This window comes from Paenibacillus pasadenensis DSM 19293, assembly GCF_000422485.1.
Lineage (GTDB): Bacteria > Bacillota > Bacilli > Paenibacillales > Paenibacillaceae > Paenibacillus_O > Paenibacillus_O pasadenensis.
In genome coordinates this window covers 79,411-105,245 of record NZ_KE383853.1, presented here as the reverse complement: position 1 = coordinate 105,245, position 25,835 = coordinate 79,411, and the positions used below count along the sequence as shown (strand labels likewise).

Annotated in this window: 22 protein-coding genes; 21 read left to right on the top strand and 1 reads right to left on the bottom strand. The window is 65.2% G+C overall.

What is annotated here, in order from left to right:
- Window positions 1-44 precede the first annotated feature (44 nt).
- The 20 genes from H582_RS0119780 to H582_RS0119680 all read left to right on the top strand — a co-directional run bounded on the left by H582_RS0119780 (window position 45) and on the right by H582_RS0119680 (window position 23,670).
- Window positions 45-1,589: a 2-isopropylmalate synthase gene (locus H582_RS0119780; protein WP_028599931.1), complete on the top strand. Its 1,545-nt coding sequence runs from the start codon at window positions 45-47 to the stop codon at window positions 1,587-1,589.
- 203 nt (window positions 1,590-1,792) lie between these two features.
- Complete coding sequence (leuB, locus tag H582_RS0119775) at window positions 1,793-2,869, top strand: 3-isopropylmalate dehydrogenase (RefSeq protein WP_028599930.1); 1,077 nt, start codon at window positions 1,793-1,795, stop codon at window positions 2,867-2,869.
- Between the two features lie 101 nt (window positions 2,870-2,970).
- The gene (locus tag H582_RS0119770; protein ID WP_028599929.1) at window positions 2,971-3,519 is read left to right on the top strand and encodes a peroxiredoxin; all 549 of its coding nucleotides are present in this window, start codon (window positions 2,971-2,973) and stop codon (window positions 3,517-3,519) included.
- Between the two features lie 206 nt (window positions 3,520-3,725).
- The gene (locus H582_RS0119765) at window positions 3,726-3,977 is read left to right on the top strand and encodes a hypothetical protein (protein WP_028599928.1); all 252 of its coding nucleotides are present in this window, start codon (window positions 3,726-3,728) and stop codon (window positions 3,975-3,977) included.
- A gap of 106 nt (window positions 3,978-4,083) precedes the next feature.
- Entirely contained in the window at window positions 4,084-4,509 is a 426-nt protein-coding gene (locus tag H582_RS0119760; protein ID WP_028599927.1) for a hypothetical protein, read from the top strand.
- 108 nt (window positions 4,510-4,617) lie between these two features.
- Window positions 4,618-5,451: an RNA polymerase sigma factor SigI gene (gene sigI / locus H582_RS0119755; protein WP_240479050.1), complete on the top strand. Its 834-nt coding sequence runs from the start codon at window positions 4,618-4,620 to the stop codon at window positions 5,449-5,451.
- Window positions 5,448-6,815 carry an anti-sigma-I factor RsgI family protein gene (locus tag H582_RS0119750; protein WP_028599925.1) on the top strand — a complete coding sequence of 456 codons (1,368 nt, stop codon included), beginning with the start codon at window positions 5,448-5,450 and terminating at the stop codon, window positions 6,813-6,815. The genes sigI and H582_RS0119750 overlap by 4 nt, the downstream gene beginning before the upstream one ends.
- 212 nt (window positions 6,816-7,027) lie before the next feature.
- Window positions 7,028-7,447 carry an ATP-binding protein gene (locus tag H582_RS30355; RefSeq protein ID WP_052333461.1) on the top strand — a complete coding sequence of 140 codons (420 nt, stop codon included), beginning with the start codon at window positions 7,028-7,030 and terminating at the stop codon, window positions 7,445-7,447.
- Window positions 7,447-8,829, top strand: a complete 1,383-nt coding sequence (locus H582_RS0119740) for an ATP-binding protein (protein ID WP_028599924.1) — start codon at window positions 7,447-7,449, stop codon at window positions 8,827-8,829. The genes H582_RS30355 and H582_RS0119740 overlap by 1 nt, the downstream gene beginning before the upstream one ends.
- 79 nt (window positions 8,830-8,908) lie before the next feature.
- Window positions 8,909-10,471, top strand: a complete 1,563-nt coding sequence (locus tag H582_RS0119735) for a leucyl aminopeptidase (protein ID WP_028599923.1) — start codon at window positions 8,909-8,911, stop codon at window positions 10,469-10,471.
- 93 nt (window positions 10,472-10,564) lie between these two features.
- Complete coding sequence (locus H582_RS0119730) at window positions 10,565-11,527, top strand: aldolase catalytic domain-containing protein (protein WP_028599922.1); 963 nt, start codon at window positions 10,565-10,567, stop codon at window positions 11,525-11,527.
- Between the two features lie 166 nt (window positions 11,528-11,693).
- Entirely contained in the window at window positions 11,694-13,334 is a 1,641-nt protein-coding gene (locus tag H582_RS0119725; RefSeq protein WP_028599921.1) for a response regulator, read from the top strand.
- Window positions 13,331-15,166 carry a cache domain-containing sensor histidine kinase gene (locus H582_RS0119720; protein ID WP_052333460.1) on the top strand — a complete coding sequence of 612 codons (1,836 nt, stop codon included), beginning with the start codon at window positions 13,331-13,333 and terminating at the stop codon, window positions 15,164-15,166. The genes H582_RS0119725 and H582_RS0119720 overlap by 4 nt, the downstream gene beginning before the upstream one ends.
- The gene (locus H582_RS28570) at window positions 15,150-16,202 is read left to right on the top strand and encodes a substrate-binding domain-containing protein (protein ID WP_052333459.1); all 1,053 of its coding nucleotides are present in this window, start codon (window positions 15,150-15,152) and stop codon (window positions 16,200-16,202) included. Before H582_RS0119720 ends, H582_RS28570 begins: the two co-directional genes overlap by 17 nt.
- Before the next feature lie 186 nt (window positions 16,203-16,388).
- Window positions 16,389-17,438 carry a galactose ABC transporter substrate-binding protein gene (locus H582_RS0119710; RefSeq protein ID WP_028599919.1) on the top strand — a complete coding sequence of 350 codons (1,050 nt, stop codon included), beginning with the start codon at window positions 16,389-16,391 and terminating at the stop codon, window positions 17,436-17,438.
- Window positions 17,439-17,580: 142 nt separating this feature from the next.
- Window positions 17,581-19,098, top strand: coding sequence for a sugar ABC transporter ATP-binding protein (locus H582_RS0119705; protein WP_028599918.1), 1,518 nt, complete (start codon window positions 17,581-17,583; stop codon window positions 19,096-19,098).
- Between the two features lie 31 nt (window positions 19,099-19,129).
- Window positions 19,130-20,173, top strand: coding sequence for a galactose/methyl galactoside ABC transporter permease MglC (gene mglC, locus H582_RS0119700; protein ID WP_052333458.1), 1,044 nt, complete (start codon window positions 19,130-19,132; stop codon window positions 20,171-20,173).
- Between the two features lie 1,743 nt (window positions 20,174-21,916).
- Window positions 21,917-22,846 carry an amidoligase family protein gene (locus H582_RS0119690; protein ID WP_164820183.1) on the top strand — a complete coding sequence of 310 codons (930 nt, stop codon included), beginning with the start codon at window positions 21,917-21,919 and terminating at the stop codon, window positions 22,844-22,846.
- 21 nt (window positions 22,847-22,867) lie between these two features.
- Window positions 22,868-23,482 (top strand): hypothetical protein, encoded by a 615-nt coding sequence (locus H582_RS30350; RefSeq protein WP_052333457.1) that lies wholly within the window; start codon window positions 22,868-22,870, stop codon window positions 23,480-23,482.
- Complete coding sequence (locus H582_RS0119680; RefSeq protein ID WP_028599915.1) at window positions 23,479-23,670, top strand: hypothetical protein; 192 nt, start codon at window positions 23,479-23,481, stop codon at window positions 23,668-23,670. The genes H582_RS30350 and H582_RS0119680 overlap by 4 nt, the downstream gene beginning before the upstream one ends.
- 193 nt (window positions 23,671-23,863) lie before the next feature.
- Here H582_RS0119680 and H582_RS0119675 read toward each other — a convergent pair whose 3' ends face one another.
- Window positions 23,864-24,166 (bottom strand): hypothetical protein, encoded by a 303-nt coding sequence (locus H582_RS0119675; protein WP_028599914.1) that lies wholly within the window; start codon window positions 24,164-24,166, stop codon window positions 23,864-23,866.
- A gap of 139 nt (window positions 24,167-24,305) precedes the next feature.
- Between H582_RS0119675 and H582_RS0119670 the strand changes: the two genes are divergently transcribed.
- Window positions 24,306-25,823 (top strand): vWA domain-containing protein, encoded by a 1,518-nt coding sequence (locus tag H582_RS0119670; RefSeq protein ID WP_164820182.1) that lies wholly within the window; start codon window positions 24,306-24,308, stop codon window positions 25,821-25,823.
- Window positions 25,824-25,835 lie beyond the last annotated feature (12 nt).

Genomic DNA, 25,835 nt, shown 5'->3' with positions numbered 1-25,835 from the left:
GCCGCTTCATAAGCTAAACAATCCTACCGAACGGAGGTGCCGGCTTGCGCAAGATCTATATTTTCGATACAACGCTCCGCGACGGCGAGCAATCGCCCGGGGTCAACCTGAATACCCGGGAAAAGGTGGAGATCGCCCTCCAGCTCGAGAAGCTCGGCGTCGACCGCATCGAGGCCGGCTTCCCGGCCGCCTCGCCGGGCGATCTGGCGGCGGTGCAGGCGGTGGCCGCAGCGGTCAAGTCCGCGACCGTCATCGGCCTCGCGCGCGCCGTCGAGCGCGACATCGACGCCGCCTGGGAAGCGCTCAAGGATGCGGCCGATCCGTGCATCCACATCTTCCTGGCGACGTCGCCGATCCATCGCAAGCATAAGCTCAAGATGGAGAAGGAGCAGGTGCTCGCGACGGCCGACAAGGCGATCCGCTACGCGAAGCAGAAGTTCGCCAAGATCGAGTTCTCGCCGGAGGACGCAGGCCGCACGGAGCTGGACTTCCTGTGCGAGGTGACGGAGATGGCGATCCGGGCGGGAGCGACCGTCGTCAACATCCCCGATACGGTCGGATACATGACGCCGGCCGAGTTCGGCAACATTTTCAAGACGCTCAAAGAGCAGGTGCCGGGCATCGAGACGATCCAGCTCAGCGCCCACTGCCATGACGACCTCGGCATGGCGACGGCGAACGCGCTGGCGGCGATCCAGAACGGCGCCGACCAGATCGAGGGCACGATCAACGGCATCGGCGAGCGCGCCGGCAACACGGCGATCGAGGAAGTGGCGCTGGCGCTGGAGACGCGCGCGGCTCTGTACGGCGCCAAGACCGGCCTCAAGCTGACCGAGATCGCCCGTACGAGCCGACTCGTCAGCAAGCTGACCGGCATGGTCGTGCCGGGCAACAAGGCGATCGTCGGCGCGAACGCCTTCGCCCATGAGTCCGGCATCCATCAGGACGGCATGCTCAAGGAGAAGACGACGTACGAGATCATCTCTCCCGAGACGATCGGCATCAAGGAGTCGAAGCTCGTCATGGGCAAGCACTCCGGCCGCCACGCGTTCCGCGAGAAGCTGCTCGATCTCGGCTATGAGCTCGAGGACGAGGCGCTGAACGCCGCGTTCGCCAAGTTCAAGGATCTGGCCGACCGCAAGAAGAACGTTACGGACGAGGATCTGCTCGCGATGCTGGAGGAGAAGCTCGTCGACACGCCGGAGGTGTACGCGCTCGAAACCGTCGAGGTCCATTACGGCAACCGCTCTACGCCGAAGGGATCCGTCTCGATCCGGGTCGAGGAGCGCGGCGTGCAGTCGGGCACGGCGGAGGGCAACGGCTCTGTCGACGCCCTGTTCAACGCGATCGACCTCGTCACGGGCGAGACGGTCGAGCTGGACGACTACTCCATCAAGTCCGTCACGGACGGCAAGGACGCGCTCGGCGAGGTGCATGTCGTGCTGCTGCAGGACGGCGTATCCGCGCAGGGCCGCGGCGTGAGCACGGACATCCTCGAGGCGAGCGCGCGCGCGTATGTCGACGCGCTCAACCGGCTCATCGAGAAGCGCAAGGCTCCGGGCCGCCGCGACAAGATGAGCCTGATCTGACGCGACGCGAGCTTCTCTTTACAGCTCCATCCGGTCCGCCTGTTTCCGCAGCAGGCGGGCTTTTTCATCTCGCGAAGGCTGCTCTATAGGCGCGCCCTATCAACACCATAGCTATCCTATCTTGGAACAATCGAGCGGGAGTATGGTACAACTGATGATAGTTATTCTCATTCGTTATCGAGACGAGACAGGAGTGTTCAACTATGGCAGAAGTGAAAAAGATCGCGGTCATCGCAGGCGACGGCATCGGACCGGAAGTCGTCGGCGAGGCCATCAAGGTCATCAAGAAAATCGAGGAGCGGTACGAGTACCGCTTCGAATTCGAGCACGGCCTGTTCGGGGGCATCGCCATCGACGAGAAGGGAACCCCGCTGCCGCAGGAGACGCTGGACATCTGCCAAAAGGCCGATGCGGTGCTGCTCGGCGCGGTCGGCGGACCGAAGTGGGACAACAACTCGAAGGAGCTGCGTCCTGAGACGGGACTGCTCGGCATCCGCAAGGCGCTCGGCCTGTTCTCCAACATCCGTCCGGCGACGGTGTTCGACTGCCTGAAGGATGCCTCCACGCTGAAGCCCGAGGTGCTCGAGGGCACCGACCTGATCGTCGTGCGCGAGCTGACGGGCGGCATCTACTTCGGCGAGAAGTTCCGCCGCGAGGGCGAGCACGGGCAGGAAGCGGTCGACACCTGCGTCTACAACGTGCAGGAGATCGAGCGCATCGTGCGCCAGGCGTTCGACATCGCGATGACCCGCAGCAAGCGGCTGGCGTCCGTCGACAAGGCGAACGTGCTGGAGACGTCCCGCCTGTGGCGCGAGGTCGTGAACCGGATCGCTCCGGAGTATCCGGAGGTCGAGCTGGAGCATGTGCTCGTCGACAACTGCGCGATGCAGCTGCTGCGCCGTCCGTCGAGCTTCGACGTCATCGTCACGGAGAACATGTTCGGCGACATCCTGAGCGATGAGGCGGCGATGCTGACCGGCTCGATCGGCATGCTGAGCTCGGCGTCGCTCGGCGAAGGCAGCTTCGGCCTGTACGAGCCGGTGCACGGATCGGCTCCCGACATCGCGGGCCAGGGCATCTCCAATCCGATCGCGACGATTTTGTCGGTCGCGCTCATGTTCCGCCTCACGTTCGGCTATCATGACGCGGCGCAAGCGATCGAGGACGCGGTCAAGGAAGTGCTCGACGCCGGCCACCGCACGGGCGACATCGCGGTCGACAAGTCCAAGGCGATCGGCACCGAAGCGATGGGCGACCTGATCGCGAGCGCGATCCGCTAAGCTTTCCGGCTCGCGGGAAGCCCCCTCCTTTCGAATGGACTGCCGTTTTTTGGACAACCTAATTCCGATGCGCATTTAGCGTGAAGGAGGGTTTCGGAATCATGGCAGAACGTTTGGTCGGCCGTCCGGCGCCGGATTTTACGATGGAGACCGTCGACGGCGAGGGCAAGGAGTTCGGCAGGGCGTCGCTTTCCGACTACCGCGGCAGATGGCTCGTCTTCTTTTTCTATCCGCTCGACTTTACGGTCGTGTGCCCGACGGAAATTACGGCGCTCAGCGATGCGGCCGACCGGTTCCGCAAGCTGGACGCGGACATCCTCGGCGTCAGCATCGACAGCGTCCACAGCCACAAGGCCTGGATCAACACGCCGAAGAGCGAGAACGGACTCGGCAAGCTGAGCTTTCCGCTGGCATCCGACATGACGAAGCAGGTTGCTCGCGACTACGGCGTCTTGATCGAAGAAGAAGGCATCGCGCTGCGCGGCCTGTTCATCGTCGATCCGGAGGGCGAGCTGAAGCATCAGGTCGTCCACCACAACGACGTCGGCCGCAGCGTCGAGGAGACGCTGCGCGTGCTCCAAGCGCTGCAGTCCGGCGGGCTTTGTCCGATGAACTGGAAGCCGGGCGACAAACCGATCCGCTCCAACTGAATTCATCCCTTCCAGGGTAGCCAGGGCATTCCGCCTTGGCTTTTTTCATTCTAGAAAGTCTTCGATGTCGGTTCCGCGTTTCCGGCCGCTCGCCCCAAATTCTGATCAGGCGCACGAATCGCGGCTCCTTCTGCGTCCAAGCGGCTTTCCAAGGGTAAGGATAAGCAAATCCAGCAGGCATCGACCTATGAAGGAGGCCCCTTGAAATGACCCATGAAACGGAACGACCGCAAGCGGCTGAGCCGCCTCGCGACCCTGATGCTCCCCGTCTGCCGCAGCCGCCGGAGCCGGAAATAACGCCTCCGCCCGCCCCTGAAATCGAGCAGCCGAAGCCCGCCGAGCTGCCGCCAGCCGATCCGCAGCCGGAAATCATGCCCGATCCGGGACCGGAGCTGCCGCAACTGCCGCAGGAGCCCGAAATCAAGCCCGAGGACCTGCCTCCGGCTCCGCTTCCGTAACCGTCGGCGGTTTGGCAGGAATTCCGCTAGGCATTGCCGAATAGAATGCAGATAACGATCCAAGCCATTCCGATTGGCGGACGGCGAGTACAAGGAGGGAACCAGGATGAGCTTTTGCTGCGGAGCGAGCATGATCGGCACGAAAGGAACGCTCAGACACTATCGGACCCACATTCATAACGTCCCCATTCTGTTCTGTCCGGTTTGCCATCGCGTGGATATTCATTATATGATAGAAAGCGAATACGAACTATTAGCCGAATATGCGCATGGAGACGGAGTTTCCGAGGTGGATTTCCACGACTATGTCGACCAGCGCGGCAAGTCGCTGTTCGAGAACTGCGTGAACCATGACAACGAGGATCCGATGGAAGTGGTCCTGAGCCAGATCGACATGGCGCTCGACCTGCTCGGCTTCGCCAAGCATATCGGAGACGCGGACTGGGAAGCGGAGCTCAAGAAAAGGCTCGGCATCCTCAATTCCCGCCGCAACAAGCTGAAAGCCAAGCGGACCTCGGAAGGTCTTTGCTAGAGACGAACGGCGCCTCCTGTAGCAGGAGGCTTTTTTATTTGAAGCGACTCCCGCAATCGGGCGGGACGCTGCGAACCGTATAGGAAACGAGGTGCTCTGTTGCTGCTGATGGTGTTCAAAAGATGGTTCGGACGCTTCAGCGTCAAGCAGCAATCCGCTGTCTCCGAACCGGACAAGCTCCGCGCGGCGCTGGGGCGGATCCAGGCAGGCGACGAAGCGCTGCGGGAGAAGCTCATCCAGGATTACCGTCCGTTCATCCTCAAATCGACCAGCCGGTTCTGCAAGCGGTATATCGATCCGGTACGCGACGACGAGTTCAGCATCGCGATGATCGCGTTCAATGAAGCGATCGAGCATTTTTCCCCCGCGTCGGGACGATCGTTCACCGGCTTCGCCGAAACGGTCATCCGCCGCCGGCTGATCGACTATATCCGGCGCGAGAAGCGCCACCGCCAGACCGTGCCCTCCGGCAGCTTCGACCAGGAGGGCGAGCTGGAGGACAGCCTGCAGGCGGCATGGATCCAGCAGGCCGTCTCGCGCTTCCATCTCGATCGCGACGCGGAGGAGCGGCGGCTGGAAATCGAGGACTTCGCCGCGGAGCTGAAGGGCTACGGCATCCGTTTCGCGGAGCTTGCGGAGTGTTCGCCGAAGCACGAGGACTCCCGCAGGCTGCTGCAGGGCATCGCGCTTCGCCTGGCGGATCAGGACTGCCTGTGGGGCATGCTCGTCGACAAGCGGCGGCTGCCGGTCAAGGAGCTGATGGAGCAGTCTTCCGTCTCGCGCAAGACGATCGAGCGCAACCGCAAGTATTTGATCGCGATCGCGGTCTTGCTGCGCGGCCATTATCCTTATTTGGAAGACTACTTGCTGCTGCGCCCTGGCCGGCAGCCGTTGGAACGCAAGCAGAATCAGGAGCAGGCGGCAGGGGGGAGAAATCGGTGAACGGCATCGTGCTGGAGGTCAAGAAGGGCAGCGTCATCGTGCTTACGCCCGACGGCAGCTTCCGCAAGATCAGAAGCCGCGGAGGGGAAGCGGTCGGCCAAGAGGTCGAGCTCCCGCCCGCCGTCCGTGCGGTCCGGCCGCGCTGGATGCTGCCGGCGGCGGCGGGAGCATTGGCGCTGCTGCTGGCGATCCCCGTCCTGTACGCAGGCCGGGCGGCGGCCCATCCGGTCGTCGCCTACATCAGCCTCGACATCAATCCGAGCTTCGAGGTCGGCGTCGACGCCGACCTCATGGTGCGGCAGCTGCGCGCGGTCAATGCCGATGCCGTGCCGCTCGTCCAAGAGCTCGACTACAGCGGGCAGCCTGCCTCGCTCGTCATGGAGGAGCTGGCGGAACGGCTGGCCGAATCGGATTACTTGAAGCAGGAGACCGCCAAGGTGCTGCTCGCGGGAGTCCGGCTGAAAGGGAACGGAGAAGAGCTGACGGAGCTCGGCGCGCAGGCCCGGCACGCGCTGGAGTCGGCGGCGGAGCAGGCCGGCGAGGACGGCCTGCAGGTGACCGAGCTGCGCTCGACGCCGCAGGTGCTTCTGGAAGCGGAGGAGCTCGGCCTGTCCGTCGGCCAGATGACCGTCTATCTCCTGGCCATGGAAAAAGGCTACGACGTGTCGCTCGACCGTCTGCGTACGCAGCCGCTGCCGGCAACGGCCGTTTGGCAGGGCGGCCTGGACGCGCTCGTGCCGGACAGCGCGGAGCTGGATGAGGAGAAGCTGGATCGGCTGCTGGAGGCGGAAAAGTCGGCTCGGGCGAAGGCGTCCGCCGTCCAGCCGGCGAGTCCGGCCGCGGAGCGGGCCGCAACGCCGTCGCCGCCCGCCCGTCCGGCGGCGGAGAAGCCGCCGGCGGCTGCCTCGGCGCCGGCGCGCACGGCGACGCCTCCGGCCGAGCGGCAGCGCGAGCCGGAAGGCCGTCCGTCCGCGCATCCGCCGCATGGACCGAGCCGCCATCCGGCATCGGCCCAGCCTTCCGGGAACGTAAAGGCGGCCGAAAGCCGCGAACGGGACCAGCGCGAGTTCAGGCGCGGGCTGGAGCAATGGAAGCGGGAGGCGGAGCAGGCTCGCCGGACGCTGGAGCGCAAGCAGCGCGAGGCGGAGCGCCGCCTCGAGCAGGCCCGCGACAGCCGCGCCAAGGAAGCCGCCGCCAAGGCGGCGGAGATTCGAAGCGAGGCGGAGCAGCGGATCCGGGAAGCGGCGGATCGGTGGAAGCGGGAGCAGGAAAAAGCGAAAAGCAGCGCGGAGGCCAAACGGAAAAAGGCCGAAGCCCAGCGGAGGGAGCAACGGGATGGCCGGGACGGGCATTCCGATCGCTGACGAGCCGACGCATGTCGAAAGCGGGCCGGACAGGCCCGCTTTCGCGCGTCTTCTGGCAGGGGCCGATCCGAGTTTCGGAGCGGGCTGGAGCTGGCAATTTTCGACATTATTTCCGATTGACACTTGTTGACAGCCAATCCTATGATTGATGTACGAATCGACGGCTTGACTGCGATCCTGACAGCAAGGAACAGGGAGGGCGGAGCTCGTACATGGAGATGGAACTGTTCAACATCAGCAATGTGAGGGATGCGATCCGAGCTCGTCAACGAGGCCGGGAGCTGGCGCGGGAGCTTGGCTTCGGCATCATCGACCAGACGCGCATCGCTTATGCCATATCCGAGCTATCGAGCGGTTTCGTAGAGATGCATCGGCGCAGCCAGATGCTGATCGGCAAAGTGCGCAAGGAAACGGGAGAAGCCGGATTGGAATGGTCGCTCATCGGCAGCTGCAGCTTTTCCCTTGAGCTGGAAGAGGAATGGAATTCGCTTTGGTCGGAGGAATGGGACATCGCCATCACGAGACGCATCGGCACCTGCATCACGTTCCGCAAATGGCTGCCTCCGTCCTTCTACATGAGTTCGACACCGATACAGCTCCAGCTGTTTGCAACCGGAGAGGAGCAAGGCTAATGCAGGCAATTCGAAAGCGCTATTTCCCGGCGCTTGCCGAATATATTCGAAGCGGGAGCGAGGCATCGCTGTATCAGGCAACAGAGCTAGGGAAAATGTTCCATAACATCGGGCCGGAGGAGATCATCGCGATCCACGAGGAGAGCATGCGCAACATCGTCCTCAACGTCGACTCGGAGGAAGCGCTCGACTTGTACGGCCGCTCGTTCCTGTTCCTGATCGAGCTGATGGTCGCCTACCGGTTCCGGTACCAGCCCGAGCGTCCGGCGGACGAGCGGTACATCGAGATGAGGGAGCTGCTCAGCCGCTCCTACCGCTCCTTCGAGCGGGTCAAGAGCAAGTACGAGAACGTGCTGCAGCATATGGACAGCGGCATCGCTCTGTTCGATACGGAAGGCATCGTCACGTTCATGAACTTGCAGATGGCCCGCTTTCTCGACGTTCCCCGCAAGACTCTCGTCGGCTGCAGCATATTGGAAATCCTCCGCCACGCCCAGCTGACCCGTCCGACGAGGCGGCTGCTGGTGCGTCTCTATCGCGAGATCATCGTGCGCCGCAACAAGTATTTCGAGTTCCAGGACAGCAGCGGCCGCCATCTGCTCATCACGGCGACCTACGGCGACCAGCTGGACGGAGACTATCTCATCAGCATGAAAGATGTATCCGAATACAAGCAGATCGAGCAGACCGCCTACCAGAACGACAAGCTGGCGATGCTCGGCAAGATCGCCGCCGCGATCGCGCATGAGATCCGCAATCCGCTCACCTCGATCCGCGGCTTCATCCAGCTGCTGCGGCCGACGCTGGTCGATCTCGGCAAGGAGGAGTACGCCAAGATCATGGTGGCGGAGATCGACCGCGCCAACGACATCATCTACGAATTCCTCAACTCCTCCAAGCCGACCGCTCCGATGAAGCAGACGATCCGGCTCGCGTCGCTGCTCAAGGAAGTCAGCCTGCTCAGCGAAAGCGAGGCGCTCATGCATAATTGCTTCATCTCGCTGGAGGCGCAGGATTCCGAGCTGCATGTCTCGATCGACGTCAAGCAGATCAAGCAGGTCGTGCTGAACCTGTTCAAAAACGCGATGGACGCCATCGCGGAGCTGGAGGGCGAGCGGGAAGGGCGGATCGACGTCATCCTGGACCGCAAGTCGGATTTCGCCGAAATTACGATCCGCGACAACGGCAAGGGCATGGACCGGGCGACGCTGAACCGTCTGTTCGATCCTTTTTTTACGACAAAGGAGTCGGGGACAGGCCTCGGGCTGTCGGTCAGCTACCGGATCGTCCGCAACCACTCCGGCACGATCCGCGTCACGAGCACCGCGGGGGAAGGCACGTCGTTCATGATCTATTTGCCAATTGCCGAGCAAAAGACTTAAAATCGGGGGAGATCTCCCCGGTTTTTTTTGCGTTTTGGACCCGCATGGATCGAGGGAAAGCGAAAGGAAGCGGAAACGAATGAACAGGACCATCACTTTTTCTCATAAGGTTTCGGAGGCGGCGGAAGCGGCCGGCGCGCTGATCGTGCGGCCGGTGGCTCCGGCCGAGCTGCAGGAGGACGCGGCCGGAGGCGGCCTTGGAGCCGGCGACCCGCTCGCGGTTCCCGCCGTGCGGGAGGCGCTGCGCCGCAGCTATCGGCTCGGCGCCTTCAAGGCGGCGGCGGAGCAGACGCTGACGATGCCGCTGCTCGGCCTGCATGAGGCGGAGGCGGCCGTGTTCGTCGGCCTCGGCGAGTCGTTCGCGACGGGCGACGGGCTGCGCCGCCTCGGCGCGGCCGCGGCGCGGGAGCTCAAGGCGCAAAAAGCGGAGCGCGCCGTGCTGCTCGTGCCGCTGCAGCTGCATGACGGCGTAGGCGACAGCCTCGGCACGGCGCAGGCGGCCGCGGCATTGGCCGAAGGGCTGACGCTCGGCGGCTACGAGCGCGCCAAGTCGCGCTCCGGCGAGCCGCCGGCGGCGCGGGAGCTGCAGATCGAGCTGCAGCTGTGCGGCGGCGCGGACGAAGGCCGGGCGGCGGCCTGGAACGAAGGGTTCGCGCGCGGCCAGCTCGCCGGCGAGGCGGTCGCCTGGGCGCGCGATCTCGTGCATCTGCCGGGAAGCGAGCTGACGCCGGAGGCTTTGGCCGAGGAAGCGGAGCGGCTCGCGGACGAGGCGGAGCTCGACGTCGAGATCATCGACGAGTGGACGGCGGGAGAGCTCGGCATGGGCGGCCTGCTCGGCGTCGGCAAAGGCAGCGTCCATCCGCCGCGCATGATCGTGCTGCATTACGAGGGCGATCCGGACAGCGTCGAGAAATGGGGCCTGATCGGCAAGGGCATCACGTTCGATACCGGGGGCTACTCGCTCAAGCGCGCTCCCGGGATGGAGGATATGATCGGCGACATGGGCGGCGCGGCGGCGGTGCTCGGCGCGATGCGGATCATCGGCAAGCTCAAGCCGAAGGCCAACGTCGTCGCGGTCATCCCTTCGGCCGAGAACATGATCTCCGACCGGGCGTTCAAGCCGGGCGACGTGCTGACGATGATGAACGGCATGACCGTGGAGATCGTCAACACGGACGCCGAGGGCAGGCTCGTGCTCGCGGACGGGATGACGACCGCGATCCGGCGCGGGGCGACGAAGCTCGTCGACGTGGCGACGCTGACCGGCGCGGTCGTGTCGGTGCTCGGCGACACGGCCTCCGGCATCCTCGGCAACGACGAGACGCTGAGCCGCGAGCTGGAGGAAGCGGCGATCCGCAGCGGCGAGCGCGTCTGGCCGCTGCCGGCCTATGCCGAATTCCGCCGCAAGCTCGACAGCGCCGCCGCCGATCTGAAAAACGGCGCGGGCCGGGAAGGCGCGGCGAGCATCGCCGGCCTGTTCATCGGCGCGTTCGCGGAGGACAAGCCTTGGGTGCATATCGACATCGCCGGCACGTCGTGGATCGGCCGGCCGCGCGGCTGGGAGAGCAAGGGCGCGACCGGTGTCATGACGCGCACGCTCGCGGAGCTCGTGCTGCGGGACGGCGGCATGGAGCTTCGCTGAGACGGAGCCGGCACGACAAATCTTTTGCGTTCTTTACCGATTTCCCGTATCATAGGATGAACGTTACCTTACCATGTTAGGAGTTCTGCGATCATGTCCGCCAAAACGACCCCAAGCAAAATTGTCGACTGCACCGTCCGTGATGGAGGCCTCGTGAACAACTGGGACTTCAGCATCGAATTCGTGCAAGATCTATACCGCAGCCTGGACGAGGCCGGCGTCGAGTATATGGAGATCGGCTACAAAAACTCGCCGAAGCTGCTCAAGGGCGCGGATGCCGCAGGCCCTTGGCGCTTCCTGAACGACGACTTCCTGCGCAAGGTGCTCCCGAACAAGGGCCGGACGAAGCTGTCCGCCCTCGTGGACATCGGCCGCGTCGACGAGAGCGACGTGCTGCCCCGCTCGGAGAGCATGCTCGACCTGATCCGCGTCGCCTGCTACATCCAGGACGTGGACAAGGCGCTCGAGCTCGTGGAGCTGTTCCATGAGCGCGGCTACGAGACGACGCTCAACATCATGGCGCTGTCCAACGTCATGGAGAACCAGCTGATCGAGGCGTTCGACGCGATCCGCGAGAGCGTCGTCGACGTCGTGTACGTCGTCGATTCCTACGGCAGCCTCAAGCCGAGCGACTTCGGCTACCTGATCGACAAGTTCAAGCAGCATCTGCCGAACAAGAAGCTGGGCGTGCATACGCACAACAACCAGCAGCTCGCGTTCGCCAACACGCTGCTCGCCGTCGACAAGGGCGTCGAGTTCCTCGACGCGAGCGTATACGGCATGGGCCGCGCCGCCGGCAACTGCAACACGGAGCTGCTCGTCGCCCATCTGCCGGGCACGAAGTACAGCGTCCGCCCGGTGCTGGAGATGATCGAGAAGCATATGCTGCCGCTTCGCCAAAAGGAAGAGTGGGGATACATCATGGAGTACATGGTGACCGGCCTGCTCGACGAGCATCCCCGCTCGGCGATGGCGCAGCGCGGCTCGGACAAGCAGGACCGGATCGTCGATTTCTACGATCAGCTGACGACCCCCGAAGTGCTGCACGGCAAATAAGCCGCCGTCCGCTCCGCCCGGAGCCTGCGAAGCCGCCCCTGACGACCGCCACGGTCGTCAGGGGCGGCTTTTTCGCGTCTGCACGCCCAATAAGTATGCGTTTACAACAGAGACGCGACCTGCTATTGTTTTAGTTCCGAGAGACAAGAGGGCAGGAGAGGATCGCATGTACCGAGTGTTGCTGGCCGATGACGAGGCCGATGTCCGAGAAGGATTGCGGGCGGAGATCCGCTGGGAGGAGTGCGGCTTCGAGGTCGCGGCGACGGCCGAGAACGGCCTGGAGGCGCTGGAGCTGGCCGAGCGGCTGCTGCCGGACGTCGTGCTGACGGACATCCGCATGCCGTTCGTGGACGGGCTCGAGCTCGTCCGCCGGCTGCAGGCGGCCTTGCCGCTGGCCAAGACGGTCATCCTGACCGGCTACGACGAGTTCGACTATGCCCGCCAGGCCGTCTCGCTGAGCGTCGACGAGTACCTGCTCAAGCCGTTCACGGCGGCGAGCCTGACGGAGCTGCTGCGCGGACTTAAGGAAAGGATGGACCGCGAGCGCGCGGAGCGCGAGGACGCGCGCGAGCTGCGGGAGCACTATTACCGGAGCCTGCCGCAGCTGCGCGGGCAGTTCCTCAGCTCGCTGCTGTATCGCCGCTACCCGGAGGCGGCCATTCGGCGCAAGGCCGAGCAGTATGGCCTGAGCCTGGACGGGGAGGGCTGCTCGGTATCCGTCGTCCGCATCGGAGAGCTGGAGGAGGACGCGGGCACGGAGGGCTCGCTCCGGCAGTCGCCGGACGAGGAGCTGAAGCTGTTCGCCGTGCTCAACGTCGCCGAGGAGATCTGGTCGGCGGCGCGGCGCGGCATCGCTTTCCTCCATCAGGACAGCATCGTGCTCATGGACTTCGGCATCGCGGAGGCCGGCTGGAAGGAGAGCTGCCAGCAGACGCTGGAGCAGCTCGCGCGCAGCGTCGAATTCTACCTGCGGCTGCCCGTGACGATCGGCACCGGCCTGCCCAAGCGCAGCCTGTCCGAGCTGCAGGAAGCGTACGAGGAAGCGCTGCTCGCGCTCGACTATCGGCTCGTGCCCGGCATGGACCGGCTCGTCTTCCTGCAGGACGTCGAGCGCCGGCCGTCGGAGCCGCTGCGCTTCGACGAGCTGCGCGAGCAGGCGCTCGCGCGCTGCCTCAAGGTCGGCACGGCCGAGGAGCTGGAGGCGCTGCTGGCGGACATTCTCGGCGAGATTCGGGAAAGCCATACGTACAGCGGCATCCAGATGTACCTCATGGAAGTGCTGACGGCGATCTGCCGCACGGCCCAGTCCGCCGGCGTCGAGCTCGAGGAGCTGCTCGGAGCCGGAGCGCAGCCGTATGCCGAGCTGTCCCGGCTCGCCGGACTCGGCGAGGCGAGGCGCTGGCTGGGGGAGCTCGGCGCGGCCGTCATGCAGCGCATCGCCGGCACGCGCCAGCATGCGTACAAGGATCTGGTGGAGGAGGCGATCCGCTTCACCCGCGCGCATCTGCATGATCCCGAGCTGTCGATCGCGAGGGTCTGCTCGCATCTGCATATCAGCGCCGGCTATTTTTGCGGGCTGTTCAAGCGCGAGGTGAAGCTCACGTTCCTCCAGTACGTGCTGCAGCTGCGCATGGAGCTCGCGCAGGAGCTGCTGCGCTCGACCGAGCTCAAGGCGTTCGAGATCGCCGAGCGGATCGGCTTCTCCGAGCCGAACTACTTCAGCTTCTGCTTCAAGAAGCATACCGGCACGACGCCCAAGGAATACCGCAGCCGGGCCAAGGAAGCGGAAGCGGGGCCGCTGCCGTGAAGCGGCCGACGCTCAAGGAGGCGGCCCGCTTCAAGGAGCGGGTGCGCCATTCGCGCGTCAGCAGCATCCAGTCGATCGTCACCTGGTCGTTCTCCGTCATGATCGTCATCGCGATCGGCACGGTCGCCTTCCTGCTGCACGACAAGTTCTCCGCATCGGCGGAGCGCAGCGCCTTCACCTCCTCCAGCCAGATCGTCGATCAGGTCAGCTACAACCTCGAGGACTACGTGCGCGGCTTGTCGAGCTTTTATCGGGCGATCGAGCAGAACCTGCTGGACAAAGGCCGATGGGACGGCAGCGAGGTCGACACGCAGCTCGACACGCTCATGGGCAGCCGCGACGACATCGTCTCGATCGCGCTGTTCGCCGAGGACGGCACGCTGCTCAAAAACCGCCCGGCCGCGGAGCTGCGCCCGAGCGCGAACGTGACGGGCCAGGGCTGGTTCCAGGCGGCGCTGCGCGTGCCGGACCATCTCGGCTTCTCGCTGCCGCATATCCAGAACCTGTACAAAGGCGGCTATCCGTGGGTCGTCAGCATGAGCAAGCGCGTCACCGTGCAGCAGGACGGACAGGCGCAGGAGGTCATCCTGCTCGTCGACATCAACTTCAAGCAGATCGACGAGCTGTGCAGCCGCATCAGCCTCGGCCGGCAGGGCTACGCCTACATCATCGACGAGGGCGCGGGCAACATCGTCTACCATCCGCAGCAGCAGCTCATCTACATGGGGCTCAAGCGGGAGAACGTCGAAGGCGCGCTCGTCTCCTCCGGCGACTATGTCGAGGAGCTGGACGGAGAGCGCAGGCTCGTCACCGTCAAGTCGGTCGCCAACATCGGGTGGAAGATCGTCGGCGTGAGCTACCTCGACGAGCTGCTCACGACGCGGGAGGAAGTGAACCGCTACCTCGTGCGCGTCGTCGCCGCCAGTCTCGTGCTCGTGCTGCTCTTCGGCATGCTGCTCGCCCGCTCGATCATCCGGCCGCTCAAGCGGGTGGAGAAGATGATGCGCTCCGTGGAAAGAGGCCAGTTCGACGTCGAGCTGCCGGTCGAGGGACCGCTCGAGGTCGAGCGGCTGTCGCGCCGCTTCAATCTGATGGTGCACAAGATCCGCCAGCTCATGGGGCAGATCGTGCTGGAGCAGGAGTCCAAGCGGCGGCATGAGCTGGAGGCGCTGCAAGCCCAGATCAATCCGCACTTTCTGTACAACACGCTCAACTCGGTCGTGCGCATGGCGGCGATGAGCCGCGGCGAGGAGGTCGTCACGATGATCACCTCGCTGTCCAAGCTGTTCCGCATCAGCCTCAGCCAAGGACGCACGCTCATTTCGGTCAAGGACGAGCTGGAGCACGCGCATCATTACCTCACGATCCAGCAGCTGCGCTTCGGCCGCAAGTTCACGTTCGCCATCCGGGCGACGGAGGAGGCGGAGCGCTGCCGGACGCTGAAGCTCGTGCTGCAGCCGCTGCTGGAGAACGCGATCGAGCACGGGCTCGAATATTCGGCGGATGAAGGGCGGATCGAGGTGCAGGCGTTCGTGGAAGACGGCGTGCTGACGCTGCTCGTCGAGGACAACGGCGCCGGCATGGCGCCGGAGGCGGCCGCGCTGCTGCTCAGCGGGGAACGCGGGAGCGCGGAGGCGCCGGAGCGCCGGCCGTCGCGGACGGGCAAGGGCTCCGGCGTCGCGCTGCGCAACATCCACGACCGGATCCGGCTGAATTACGGAGCGGCGTACGGCCTCGAGTTCCGCAGCGAGCTCGAGGAGGGCATGACGGTGACGGTACGCATTCCGGCGGAAGCCGCAGAGGAGGAGATCGACGATGAAAAGCAGCCTTGAGCGACTCGGACGGCGCTCCTTCGCGCGCATCCGCCGCCTGCGCGGGCTGTCGGCCGGCTCGCCGGACTCCGCATGGCTGTCCGCACGGCTCCCGGCCGCCCTGCTGCTCCTGCCGCTGCTCGCCGCCGCCGGCTGCTCCGGCTCCGCCGCGCCTGCCGCGCCGCCGCCGCCCCGTCTGGCCGCGCTGATCGCGCCGCAGTCGGACGGCGCGCTAGCCGGCGCGATCCGGCTCGGCGCGGAGGCGGCGGCCAAGGAATTCGGCTACCGGCTCGACTATGTGGAGAAGGAGGCGGGCCGGCCCGGCGAAGGCCAGGCGGAGGCGGCGAGCCGCGCGCTGAAGGAAGGCGCGGAGGCGCTGCTGCTCGATCCCGACGGCGAGCTGCAGCTGGCGGAGGTGGTGAAGCTCGCTCATGCGGCTGGAGCGGCCGTGATCACGCTGAGCGACGCGTATCCGGTGGACGGAGTCGCGAGCGCGGTGACGATCGACAACCGCGAGGCCGGCCGCCAGGCCGGCGCGGCGATGGCGGAGCTGCTCGGCGGCTACGGGCGCGTGGCCGTGCTCGGCGCCGACTCCTCCGCACCCGGCTACGAGGAGCGGCATGCCGGCGTGCTGGAAGAGCTCGCCCGCCATCCGGCGATCACGGTCACCGAGGGCTACTCCTGCGGCTCCTCCTCCGACGGCTGCAGCGAGGCGGCGCGCCAGCTCATGGACGAGGCGGACGGCATCGTCGCGCTCCAGGAGCAGGGCGTTCTCAGCTCGGCGCGGGAGTCGCTTCGACGCGGCGCTTCCTCCGAGGTGAAGATCGTCGGCTTCGGAAGCGAGACGGAGCAGCTGGAGCTGCTGCAGGACGGCGTCATCGACCGGCTCGTCGTGCAGAGCGGCTTCAACGCCGGCTATCTCGGCATGCGGCAGGCCGACCGGCTGCTGCGCGGAGAGAAGCCGGAGGCGAGAGTCGCGCTCGCGACCAAGGCGGTCAGCCCGGACAGCATGTTCTGGATGGACAATCAGAAGCTGCTGTTTCCTTTCGTCAAATAGGCCCGAACGGGCCTATTTTTCGTCTGTCTGCAAAAAGCTAATGAAGATTTCGATAGAAAGCAGGAAGATTTTCGATTCGAAAAAAGCGCAAGCCCTTTCATAATAAGAGCATGAGAACGGACGGCGGCGCCGAGAAGGCGATCGCTGCCGAACCCCCATCCTACATCCTTCAGGAGGTCATTCCTTATGAAAAAACAAGCGGCACTCGCGGCGGCGCTCGCGGCGGTCATGGTGACGGCGGCCGGCTGCGGCGGCAACAACGGCGGCGGCAACGCGGGCGGAGACTCCGGCAGCGGCGGCGACCAGCCGAAGATCGGCGTGGCGATCTACAAGTTCGACGACACGTTCATGACCGGCGTGCGCAACGCGATGACGGCGGCGGCCGAGGGCAAGGCGCAGCTCGACATCGTCGACAGCCAGAACGCCCAGCCGACGCAGAACGAGAAGGTCGACCTGTTCATCTCCAAGAAATACAAGGCGCTGGCGATCAACGCGGTCGACCGCACGGCGGCCGGCGTCATCATCGACAAGGCCCAGGCGGCCGACATTCCGGTCGTGTTCCTGAACCGCGAGCCGGTCGCCGAGGACATGAACAAGTGGGATAAGGTGTACTACGTCGGCGCGAAGGCGGAGGAGTCCGGCACGCTGTCCGGCCAGATCATCGCCGACTACTGGAAAGCCCATCCGGAAGCGGACAAAAACAAGGACGGCGTGCTCCAGTACGTCATGCTGCAGGGCGAGCCGGGCCACCAGGACGCCGAGCTGCGCACGAAGTACTCCATCCAGGCGATCGAGGACGCCGGCATCAAGGTCGAGAAGCTGGAGCAGGATACGGCGATGTGGGACCGCGTCAAGGGCCAGGACAAAATGCAGGCTTGGCTCGCGGCGCGCGGCGAGAGCATCGAAGCGGTGCTGGCCAACAATGACGACATGGCGCTCGGCGCGATCGAGGCGCTGAAGGCGGCGGGCTACTTCTCCGGCGACAAGTTCATGCCGGTCGTCGGCGTCGATGCGACCGCTCCGGCGATCCAGGCGCTGCAGGACGGCACGCTGCTCGGCACCGTGCTCAACGACGCCAAGAACCAAGGCGGCGCGACGGTCGCCCTGGCGACGGCGCTGGCCAAAGGCGAGACGCCGACGAAGGAGAACACCGGCTACGACATCACCGACGGCAAGTACGTCTGGATCGCCTACAAGAAGATTTTGAAGGACAACATCGCCGACGCCCAGCAATAAGCGGGACTCGGCCAGGGAGCCCGCAGCCCGGGACGCGGCGGGCTCCCTTTTGCATCCCGCCGGCGCTCGCCGGCACGGCAGGGCCGCTCCGCGGCCGTCCCGTAGGCCGTCCGACTTTTTCCCAGCAAAGGAGGCGCGAGCGATGAGCTCCCCTTATCGATTGGAGATGCGCGGCATCTCCAAAGCTTTTCCCGGCGTGCAGGCGCTGAGCGGGGTCAGCCTGAACGTGCGCCCCGGCACGGTCCATGCCCTCATGGGCGAGAACGGCGCCGGCAAATCGACGCTCATGAAATGCCTGTTCGGCATCTACAAGCCGGATGAAGGCGAGATCCGTCTCGACGGCGAGCGCGTCGACATCCCGAATTCCAGGGCCGCGCTGTCGCATGGCGTGTCGATGATCCACCAGGAGCTGCATCCGGTGCCGCATCGCAGCGTCATGGAGAACATCTGGCTCGGGCGCTTCCCGCTCAGGGGCATCTGGCCGCTGCGGCTCGTCGACGAGCGCCGCATGCGCCGCGACACGCAGGCGCTGCTGCTCGATCTCGGCCTCGACATCGACCCGCAGGCGCAGGTCGGCAGCCTGTCCGTCTCCAAGATCCAGTCGCTGGAAATCGCCAAGGCGGTGTCGTTCCAATCCAAGGTGATCGTCATGGACGAGCCGACGTCGTCGCTGACCGGCAACGAGGTCGAGCAGCTGTTCGAGATCATCGAGAAGCTGCGCAGGCGCGGCGTCTCGATCATTTACATCTCGCACAAGATGGAGGAGATCCTGCGCATCTCCGACGACGTGACGATCATGCGCGACGGCAAGTACATCGGCACCTGGGAGGCGTCCGAGCTGACGACCGACCTGATCATCAGCCGCATGGTCGGCCGCGATCTGAGCGAGCGCTTCCCCGAGCGCAGCAACACGCCTTCCTCGGTCATCCTGAAGGCCGACGGCCTCACGTCGACGAATCCGATGTCGTTCCAAAACGTCAGCTTCGAGCTGAAGCGCGGCGAGATTCTCGGCGTCGGCGGACTCGTCGGCGCGCAGCGGACCGAGCTGATCGAGGCGCTGTTCGGCCTGCGCCAGCTGAAGTCCGGCACGATCGAGATCGACGGGCGCAAGGTCAGCATCAAGTCGCCGGCCGACGCCAAGAAGCACGGCATCGCGCTGCTGACCGAGGAGCGGCGGACGACGGGCATCTTTCCGGTGCTGTCCGTGTACGAAAATACGATCATCGCCAACCTGGGCCGCTACCGCAGCCGGCTCGGCCTGATCGACGAGCGCAAGGGACGGCGGGAGGCGGCCGACAACGTCGCCAAGTTCCGCACGAAAACGCCGGGCGTGGACACGCAGATCCGCAACCTGTCGGGCGGCAACCAGCAGAAGGTGCTGCTCGCCCGCTGGCTGCTCACCGATCCGGAAATCCTGCTGCTCGACGAGCCGACGCGCGGCATCGACGTCGGCGCCAAGTTCGAGATCTACACGATTATCGCCGAGCTGGCGCGCCAAGGCCGCAGCATCGTCATGATCAGCTCGGAGATGCCGGAGCTGCTCGGCATGTCCGACCGCATCATGGTCATGAGCGAGGGACGGATGACCGGCATCCTCGACGGACGCAAGGCGACGGAGCAGGAAATCATGCGGCTGGCCGCGCAGCAGCGGATGGCTTAGCCAGGAGGGAACAGCATTCATGAGCACTCAAATGAACACGCCGGCGAAAAAGCCGGCCGGCCAGGCGGTCCTGGGCTATCTGAAGCATCTCGTCACCAACCGGGCGATCTTCCTCGTCCTCATCCTGCTCGTCGTCGCGATCGCGATCATGGACCCGACGTTCCTGGCGTACTCGACGCTGCGCGACATCCTGCAGCAGAACTCCACCCGCGCGATCATCGCGCTCGGGGCGGGCTTCGTGCTCATCACCGGCGGCACCGACCTGTCCGCGGGCCGCGTCGTCGGCCTGACGGCGGTCGTCTCCGCCTCGATGCTGCAGGTGGACACCTATGCGGCGAAGTTTTTCCCGAACCTGCCCCAGCTGTGGGTCGGCATCCCGATCGTCGTCGGCATCGTCGCCGGCCTGCTCGTCGGCTGCGTCAACGGCTTCATCATCGCCAAGCTCAAGGTGCCGCCGTTCATCGCCACGCTCGGCACGATGGTCGCCGTGTACGGCATCAACTCGATCTACTTCGACTCCGATCCGAACCAGTCGCAGCCGATCGCCGGCCTGCGACCGGACTTCACCAAGATCGGCACCGGCTCGATCCACTTCGGCGGAGGCTACACGCTTCCGTACATTGTGCTCATCGCCGTCGGCGTCGGCCTGATCTGCTGGGTCGTCTTCAACAAGACGCGCCTCGGCAAAAACATGTACGCGATCGGCGGCAACGTGCAGGCGGCGCATGTGTCGGGCATCAACGTCGCCCGCAACCTGATCTTCATCTACGCGATCGCCGGCGCCCTGTACGGCCTCGGCGGCGTGCTCGAGGCGGCGCGCACCGGCGGCGCGACGAACAACTACGGCAACATGTACGAGCTGGACGCGATCGCGGCCTGCGTCGTCGGCGGCGTGTCGACGGCCGGCGGCATCGGCACCGTGCCGGGCATCATGGCCGGCGTGCTCATCTTCGGCGTCATCAACTACGGCCTCACGTTCATCGGCGTCAGCCCGTACTGGCAGCTCATCATCAAAGGGCTCATCATCGTGGCGGCGGTCTCGTTCGACATCCGCAAATACGTCGCGAAGCGGTAGGCCGCGCGGGCGTGGGGCCAGATGCCCGGCGCAAGGCAGCGCGGCAAAGCTGGGCGCGGCAAAGCCGGGTTGTGCAAGCGCGGGGAAGCGCAAAGCAAGGCTAGTAGACTGGGCGCGGCCATGCAAGGTTGGGCAGGTCAAGGCTAGGTTGGGCAAGACAAGGCTAGGTTGGGCAAGACAATGCAAGGTTGTGCAAGTCTTTGCAACGCAAGGTGAGGCAAATGATCGCAAGGCGAGGAACGGGCAGCTGCCCGCTCCTCGCCTTGCCTTTTTGCGAGTTACAGCGTCTCGCCAGCCCGTCTTCAAGCTGTAACCCGAAAAAATCGGGTTACAGCGGTTCACCAGCCTGTCTTTCAGGCTGTAACCCGAAAAAATCGGGTTACAGCGGTTAACCGGCCCGTCTTTCAAGCTGCAACCCGAAAAAATCGGGTTACAGCGTCTCGCCAGCCCGTCTTTCAGGCTGTAACCCGAAAAAATCGGGTTACAGCGGTTCACCAGCCTGTCTTTCAGGCTGTAACCCGAAAAAATCGGGTTACAGCGTCTCGCCAGCCCGTCTTTTCGACTCTAACCGACACGCCTGCCTACCGGAGTTACTTGATTAGCCTCACAACTCCGACCGTTTCGACCCCCGCTAGCCCGGGTTACTCGGTTTTTCCGCTTAACTCCGACGGGTTCGGCACTCACTTGCTCGAGTTACTCGGTTCTTCCGCGTAACTCCGACTGGTGCAGCCTCCGCTAACCCAAGTTACTCGGTTTTTCCGAGCAACTCCGACGGGTGCGGCACTCACTTGCTCGAGTTACTCGGTTCTTCCACGTAACTCCGACTGGTGCAGCCCCCGCTAACCCAAGTTACTCGGTTTTTCCGAGCAACTCCGACGGGTGCGGCACTCACTTGCTCGAGTTACTCGGTTCTTCCGCGTAACTCCGACTGGTGCAGCCTCCGCTAACCCAAGTTACTCGGTTTTTCCGAGCAACTCCGACGGGTGCGGCACTCACTTGCTCGAGTTACTCGGTTCTTCCGCGTAACTCCGACTGGTGCAGCCTCCGCTAGCCCGAGTTACTCGGTTTTTCCGAGCAACTCCGCCCGATTCGGCCCCCGCTAGCCCGAGTTACGCGGTTTTTCCGAGCAACTCCAACCGTTTCGGCCTCCGCTCGCTCGAGTTACTCGGTTTTTCCGCGTAACTCCGATGGGTTCGGCCTCCGCTAGCCCGAGACGAGAGAGGCCGACGTCCTTTGGATCGCGCGAGCGATTTCGATACGGGCCCAAGTCGTTGCAGCCTGGGTAAGCTCCAGCAAGTGGGAGCTGCTTTCAGGCTCTTTTCGCAGCGGCCGTTCATGACAAATAATCCTGCTGGATAAGGTGCTAGGTGCGGTCTGGAGGTTATGGTAAACTATTCCCAAACGAACGGCGAGGGAGGAAGGACGATGACGAGAGACAAGGTGCCCCGTTAATCCCGTAAGAAGACCGGAGCAAAAACTGGGGCCGACGTCCGCGTACGCGCCAGATCCGGCTGCAATGTCGGCGCCCGTACAGTCGTCAGAGCTAGCTGCAATGTCGGCGTCCGCACAGGCGATAGAGCCGGCTGCAATGTCGGCGTCCGCACAGGCGTCAGATCCGGCTGCAATGCCGGAATTCGCGCAAACGTCGATGCCGTCGCTCGCGGAGCCGAGCGTGCCCGCGCTCCTCCCTGCGCTTTCCTGTCCGGTCGGAACGGAGGAAACGTAAAAGGGAGGATGGCGAGAATGAGAGAACGGAACGAGTGGAACGTTGCTGACGGAATGGAGGAGCGCTGGCGGGAGCTGCGCTTCGGGCTGGAGATCGAGTTCGTCGGCGGCGAGCCGGAGCGGCTGGAGCTGCTGCCGGGCTGGACGATGGCGCTGGACGAGAAGCAGATCGACGGAGACGGAGAGGCGTCGGGCAGCGAGCTGCAGTCGCCGCCCCTCCGCTGGGAGCAGCTCGATCAAGCGGAGGCGATGCTGGAGCGGCTGAGGCGGCAAGGGGCGCAAGCCAATTGGAGCTGCGGCCTGCATGTGCATGTAGGGCTGGAGCCGTTCGGCGAAGCCGCGCTCCCCGCGCTGCTGGAGGCGGCGCTGAGCTCGCAGGAAGCGCTTAGCTCTCTGCTCGGCACGAGCCCGCATCGCCGCTTTTATGCGCCGCCGATCACGGCGGAGATGGCGGAGGCTTTCCGCGCCAGCGGCGATCTGGCGGCGCTGAGGCGCAGCGGACGGCCGCAGTCCCATCGCTGCGGCATCAATCTGAGGCCGTGGAGCGAGATCGGCACCGTCGAGATCCGCTACGCGAACGGAACGCTCGAGGCGGCCGAGGTCAGGCGCGTCGTCGAGCTCTGCCTGCGGTTCGTGGACGGCGCCTGCAGAGGGCAACGCCTGCCGGATGAGCCGGCGGCTTTGGCCGCCGCGCTCGGCGCGCCGTCCGGCGGTTACCCGCCGCGCGCCGATCCGCCTCGCTGGCATCGCGAGCGGATCGCGCTCGAGAACGCCCTGCTGCCGCAGCTTACGGCACAGGCGGCGGAGCTCGTGCCCGGCGGCGAGATCCATCACATCGTCGCTGCGGACGGCGGCGTCATGGTAGCGGTCGAGGATGAAGAAGGCTCGCTGCATCGGTTCCGCTGCGCGCTTGCCGCCGGCGGACTGGAGCCGCTGGGCGACGGATAATCAGGAGGGAGTGGAGTCCGGATGGAAAGGGAACTTCAGGAAATTCAGGTCAGGCTGGCCGCAGAGCTGGCTGCCGCGCTGCAGGAGCGCAGGCTGCCGCTGGCTCCGGACGGGAATCCGATCGTCGAGGAGCGCGAGCGGCGTCTCGACCGGGAGGCGGCGCGGCTGCTGGAGCTGCGTGAGCGCCGGATCGGGGAGGAGGAGTCGAGGCTGCGGCTGCTGGCGCTCGTATCGGGCCTGCATTTGCGCAACGGCAGCTTGAACCGCTCGCATGAGCTGTCGCAGGAGCTGGACGGTCCCGACGGCAGCTATCTGCACGGGATGATGCACCGGATGGAAGGGGACTTTTCCAACGCGAAGTATTGGTTCCGGCTCGCCGGCCCGCATCCCCGCGCCGAGACCTGGCGCCGCCGGACCGAGCAGCTGCTCGACGGCACGCCGGATGCGGAGCCGGCTCTCGCCCGCCGGCTGCGCCGCGAGCCGGGCGTGGACCCGGCGCTGCTGACGGACCTGGCGGCCGCCTCCGCGCTGACCGGCCATGCCGGAGCGGATACGCCGCTGCTGGAGCGGGTTCAGGAGCTGGAGCTGGAGCTGCTGCTGGAGGCGCTGGCTGAAGCCGGCGAAGACCGGTCATGAGCGAAGGAATGCTGCCGGTCGTGTGGCTGCTGATCGCCGTCGCGCTCATGGCCCAGCCGGTCTACCGTCTGACCCGGCGCATCCGCGAGCTGGAGGACAAAGTGCGGGAGCTCGAGGCGGAGGTCCGCTCTCCGAGCCGGAGACGGAACAACCTGCGCGTGCTCGACGGGGGAGACAAGGAGAGCTGATGCATGTCAGGCCTTGCCTGCCCGGGAGCGGCCGCATTTTTGAAAAGGGGCGGTTCCAAAGGTCGTTTTCATTGACCTTCGGAACCGCCCCTGCTTTTTCAACATGCAAGAGGCAGCCGGCGCGCCGCGAGCGACGTGCCGGCTGCCTCTTGCTTGGAATCGCGGTCGGCCCGGAGCCGCGCCGGCCTCCGGCCTAAACGCCGATCAGCTCGCCGTCGCCGCGCAGCGCGGCGGCCCGATGGAGCTTGTTCGCATGGAAGTAAGCCGTTCCTTCCAGCCTGCGGCCGTCCTTCGTCAGCGCGGACACCTCGACGCCGATGTCCGATGCCGTATAGAAATAGTCCAGCAGCTCGCTGTCGGCCACTCCGTTCACGTCGATATACCACAGCCTCGAGCCGGCGTCCGTGACGAGCGCCAGCTCGGCCGATTCCATCTCCAGCTCTTTCGTCCAGCCGCCATGAGTCAGCGTCAACAGCAGCAGCGGATACGTTTCCATGTCGATTTCTCTCCCGTCTGCTCCTGATTGTACCTGCGGCACTGCCGCGATGCAACCTTTCGGAGCGGGCGTCCGTCCATCACAGCAAGATCCAGAATTGGGTCTTGATCCCACAGGAAAGCAACCGGGGGCGATGAGCATGAAAAAGAGAAACGACGAGCCGTCGGGCACGGAAACGAACCGGCAGCCTGCGCCAGAGAGCGGCCGAGGACTCCGATGGACCAAGATCGGTCCGCGGCTGAAGCTGGCCACGGCCAGCCTGCTGATCGCGGCGCTGCTGACCGGCTGCGGCGCGGCGGATGAAGGGGCGGTCCCGGGGAGCGGGGAAGCTTCTGCAGGCGGAGCCGCCGCCGTAGACGCGGCCAGCCGGGAGTCCGTCGCCGGCGCGCCGCAGAAGAGCGCGGCGGAAGAGGCTTCGTCCGGCGCTGCCGCGGCGCAAGGGAGCGAGGAGCCCTCTGCGGCTGACGCATCCGCCGCAGCATCCGCCGCAGAAAGCGCTGAGCTCCAGCATTCGGACGCCATGCCTCCAAAGGCAGAGCCGCGGCAAATGCCCGAACCGCAAGCCGGCATGCTGACGGCAGGAGAATGGGACGATCTCGGCGCGTGGAGCCGCTGGACGGAGCTGATTCAGGACAGTCCTTATCCGGCTGCCTGGGGCTTCGCCCCCTATCGCCGCCTGACGGTGCAGGCGACGGCCAAAGGCAAGCCGGCACGGGACGTCGAGGTCATCCTGCAATGCGGCGGCAAGCGGGAATGGACGGCTCGCACCGACGGCAAGGGACAGGCGACGCTGTTCGCGGGACTGCTCGAGTCGCGAAGCCGGCAGGACGTGGAGCTGCAAAACGAGCCGGCTGCTTCGAGCGAGCAGCAGGGAGGCTCAAAAGATCAGGCCGCCGCGCCTCAGGACTGCTCGGTCCAAATCGACGGGGGGAACGGACTTCTCGTACGAGAAGCGGAAGCGAAGGATTGGGCGGGGCGGGTCATGAAGCTTGAGACCGACCGGGAAGCGGCGCAGCCGGACGCCGTGCTCGACCTGCTGCTCATGATCGATACGACCGGGTCGATGGCCGACGAGCTGAGCTATCTATCGACCGAGCTGACGAACGTCGTCTCCCGCGTCAAGAAAAACATCGGGCAGAACCTGACCGTCCGGATCAGCCCGAACTTCTACCGCGACCACAACGACGAGTATGTCGTGCGGTCGTTCCCGTTCCTCGAGGACGCCGTCAAGGCGCAGGCGCATATCGCCCGGCAGGAGGCCGACGGCGGACAGGACTACCCGGAGGCGGTCGCCGAGGCGCTGACCGATGCCGTGCTGGAGCATGATTGGAGCCGCAGCGCGAGGGCGAGGCTGATGCTGCTCGTGCTCGACGCTCCGCCCCACCAAGGACTTCGGGAGCGCGAAAGCATCCAGCATGCGGCCGCCGAAGCGGCGAAGCAGGGCATCCGCATCGTGCCGGTCGCCGCGAGCGGCACCGACCTGGAGACGGAGCTGCTTCTGCGCACGCTCGCCGTCTCGACCGGCGGCAGCTACGTGTTCCTGACCGACGACAGCGGCATCGGCAACGGCCATAAGCAGCCGGAGGGCGTCGAGCCGCAGATCATGCCGCTGAACGATCTGCTCGTCGATCTGATCAGCCGGCACGCGGAGGGCTGAGCCCGCCTGCAT

Excerpts from the sequence above, each read along its gene's own strand:
- H582_RS0119725 (WP_028599921.1), top strand. The coding sequence starts at position 11,694 with ATGTACCGAGTGTTGCTGGCCGATGACGAGGCCGATGTCCGAGAAGGA.
- H582_RS30355 (WP_052333461.1), top strand. The coding sequence starts at position 7,028 with ATGGAGATGGAACTGTTCAACATCAGCAATGTGAGGGATGCGATCCGA.
- sigI (WP_240479050.1), top strand. The coding sequence starts at position 4,618 with ATGGTGTTCAAAAGATGGTTCGGACGCTTCAGCGTCAAGCAGCAATCC.
- H582_RS0119740 (WP_028599924.1), top strand. The coding sequence starts at position 7,447 with ATGCAGGCAATTCGAAAGCGCTATTTCCCGGCGCTTGCCGAATATATT.
- H582_RS0119670 (WP_164820182.1), top strand. The coding sequence starts at position 24,306 with ATGAAAAAGAGAAACGACGAGCCGTCGGGCACGGAAACGAACCGGCAG.
- H582_RS28570 (WP_052333459.1), top strand. The coding sequence starts at position 15,150 with ATGAAAAGCAGCCTTGAGCGACTCGGACGGCGCTCCTTCGCGCGCATC.
- H582_RS0119730 (WP_028599922.1), top strand. The coding sequence starts at position 10,565 with ATGTCCGCCAAAACGACCCCAAGCAAAATTGTCGACTGCACCGTCCGT.
- leuB (WP_028599930.1), top strand. The coding sequence starts at position 1,793 with ATGGCAGAAGTGAAAAAGATCGCGGTCATCGCAGGCGACGGCATCGGA.
- H582_RS0119710 (WP_028599919.1), top strand. The coding sequence starts at position 16,389 with ATGAAAAAACAAGCGGCACTCGCGGCGGCGCTCGCGGCGGTCATGGTG.
- H582_RS0119675 (WP_028599914.1), bottom strand. The coding sequence starts at position 24,166 with ATGGAAACGTATCCGCTGCTGCTGTTGACGCTGACTCATGGCGGCTGG.
- H582_RS0119705 (WP_028599918.1), top strand. The coding sequence starts at position 17,581 with ATGAGCTCCCCTTATCGATTGGAGATGCGCGGCATCTCCAAAGCTTTT.
- H582_RS0119770 (WP_028599929.1), top strand. The coding sequence starts at position 2,971 with ATGGCAGAACGTTTGGTCGGCCGTCCGGCGCCGGATTTTACGATGGAG.
- H582_RS0119690 (WP_164820183.1), top strand. The coding sequence starts at position 21,917 with ATGAGAGAACGGAACGAGTGGAACGTTGCTGACGGAATGGAGGAGCGC.
- mglC (WP_052333458.1), top strand. The coding sequence starts at position 19,130 with ATGAACACGCCGGCGAAAAAGCCGGCCGGCCAGGCGGTCCTGGGCTAT.
- H582_RS0119760 (WP_028599927.1), top strand. The coding sequence starts at position 4,084 with ATGAGCTTTTGCTGCGGAGCGAGCATGATCGGCACGAAAGGAACGCTC.
- H582_RS0119735 (WP_028599923.1), top strand. The coding sequence starts at position 8,909 with ATGAACAGGACCATCACTTTTTCTCATAAGGTTTCGGAGGCGGCGGAA.
- H582_RS30350 (WP_052333457.1), top strand. The coding sequence starts at position 22,868 with ATGGAAAGGGAACTTCAGGAAATTCAGGTCAGGCTGGCCGCAGAGCTG.
- H582_RS0119765 (WP_028599928.1), top strand. The coding sequence starts at position 3,726 with ATGACCCATGAAACGGAACGACCGCAAGCGGCTGAGCCGCCTCGCGAC.
- H582_RS0119680 (WP_028599915.1), top strand. The coding sequence starts at position 23,479 with ATGAGCGAAGGAATGCTGCCGGTCGTGTGGCTGCTGATCGCCGTCGCG.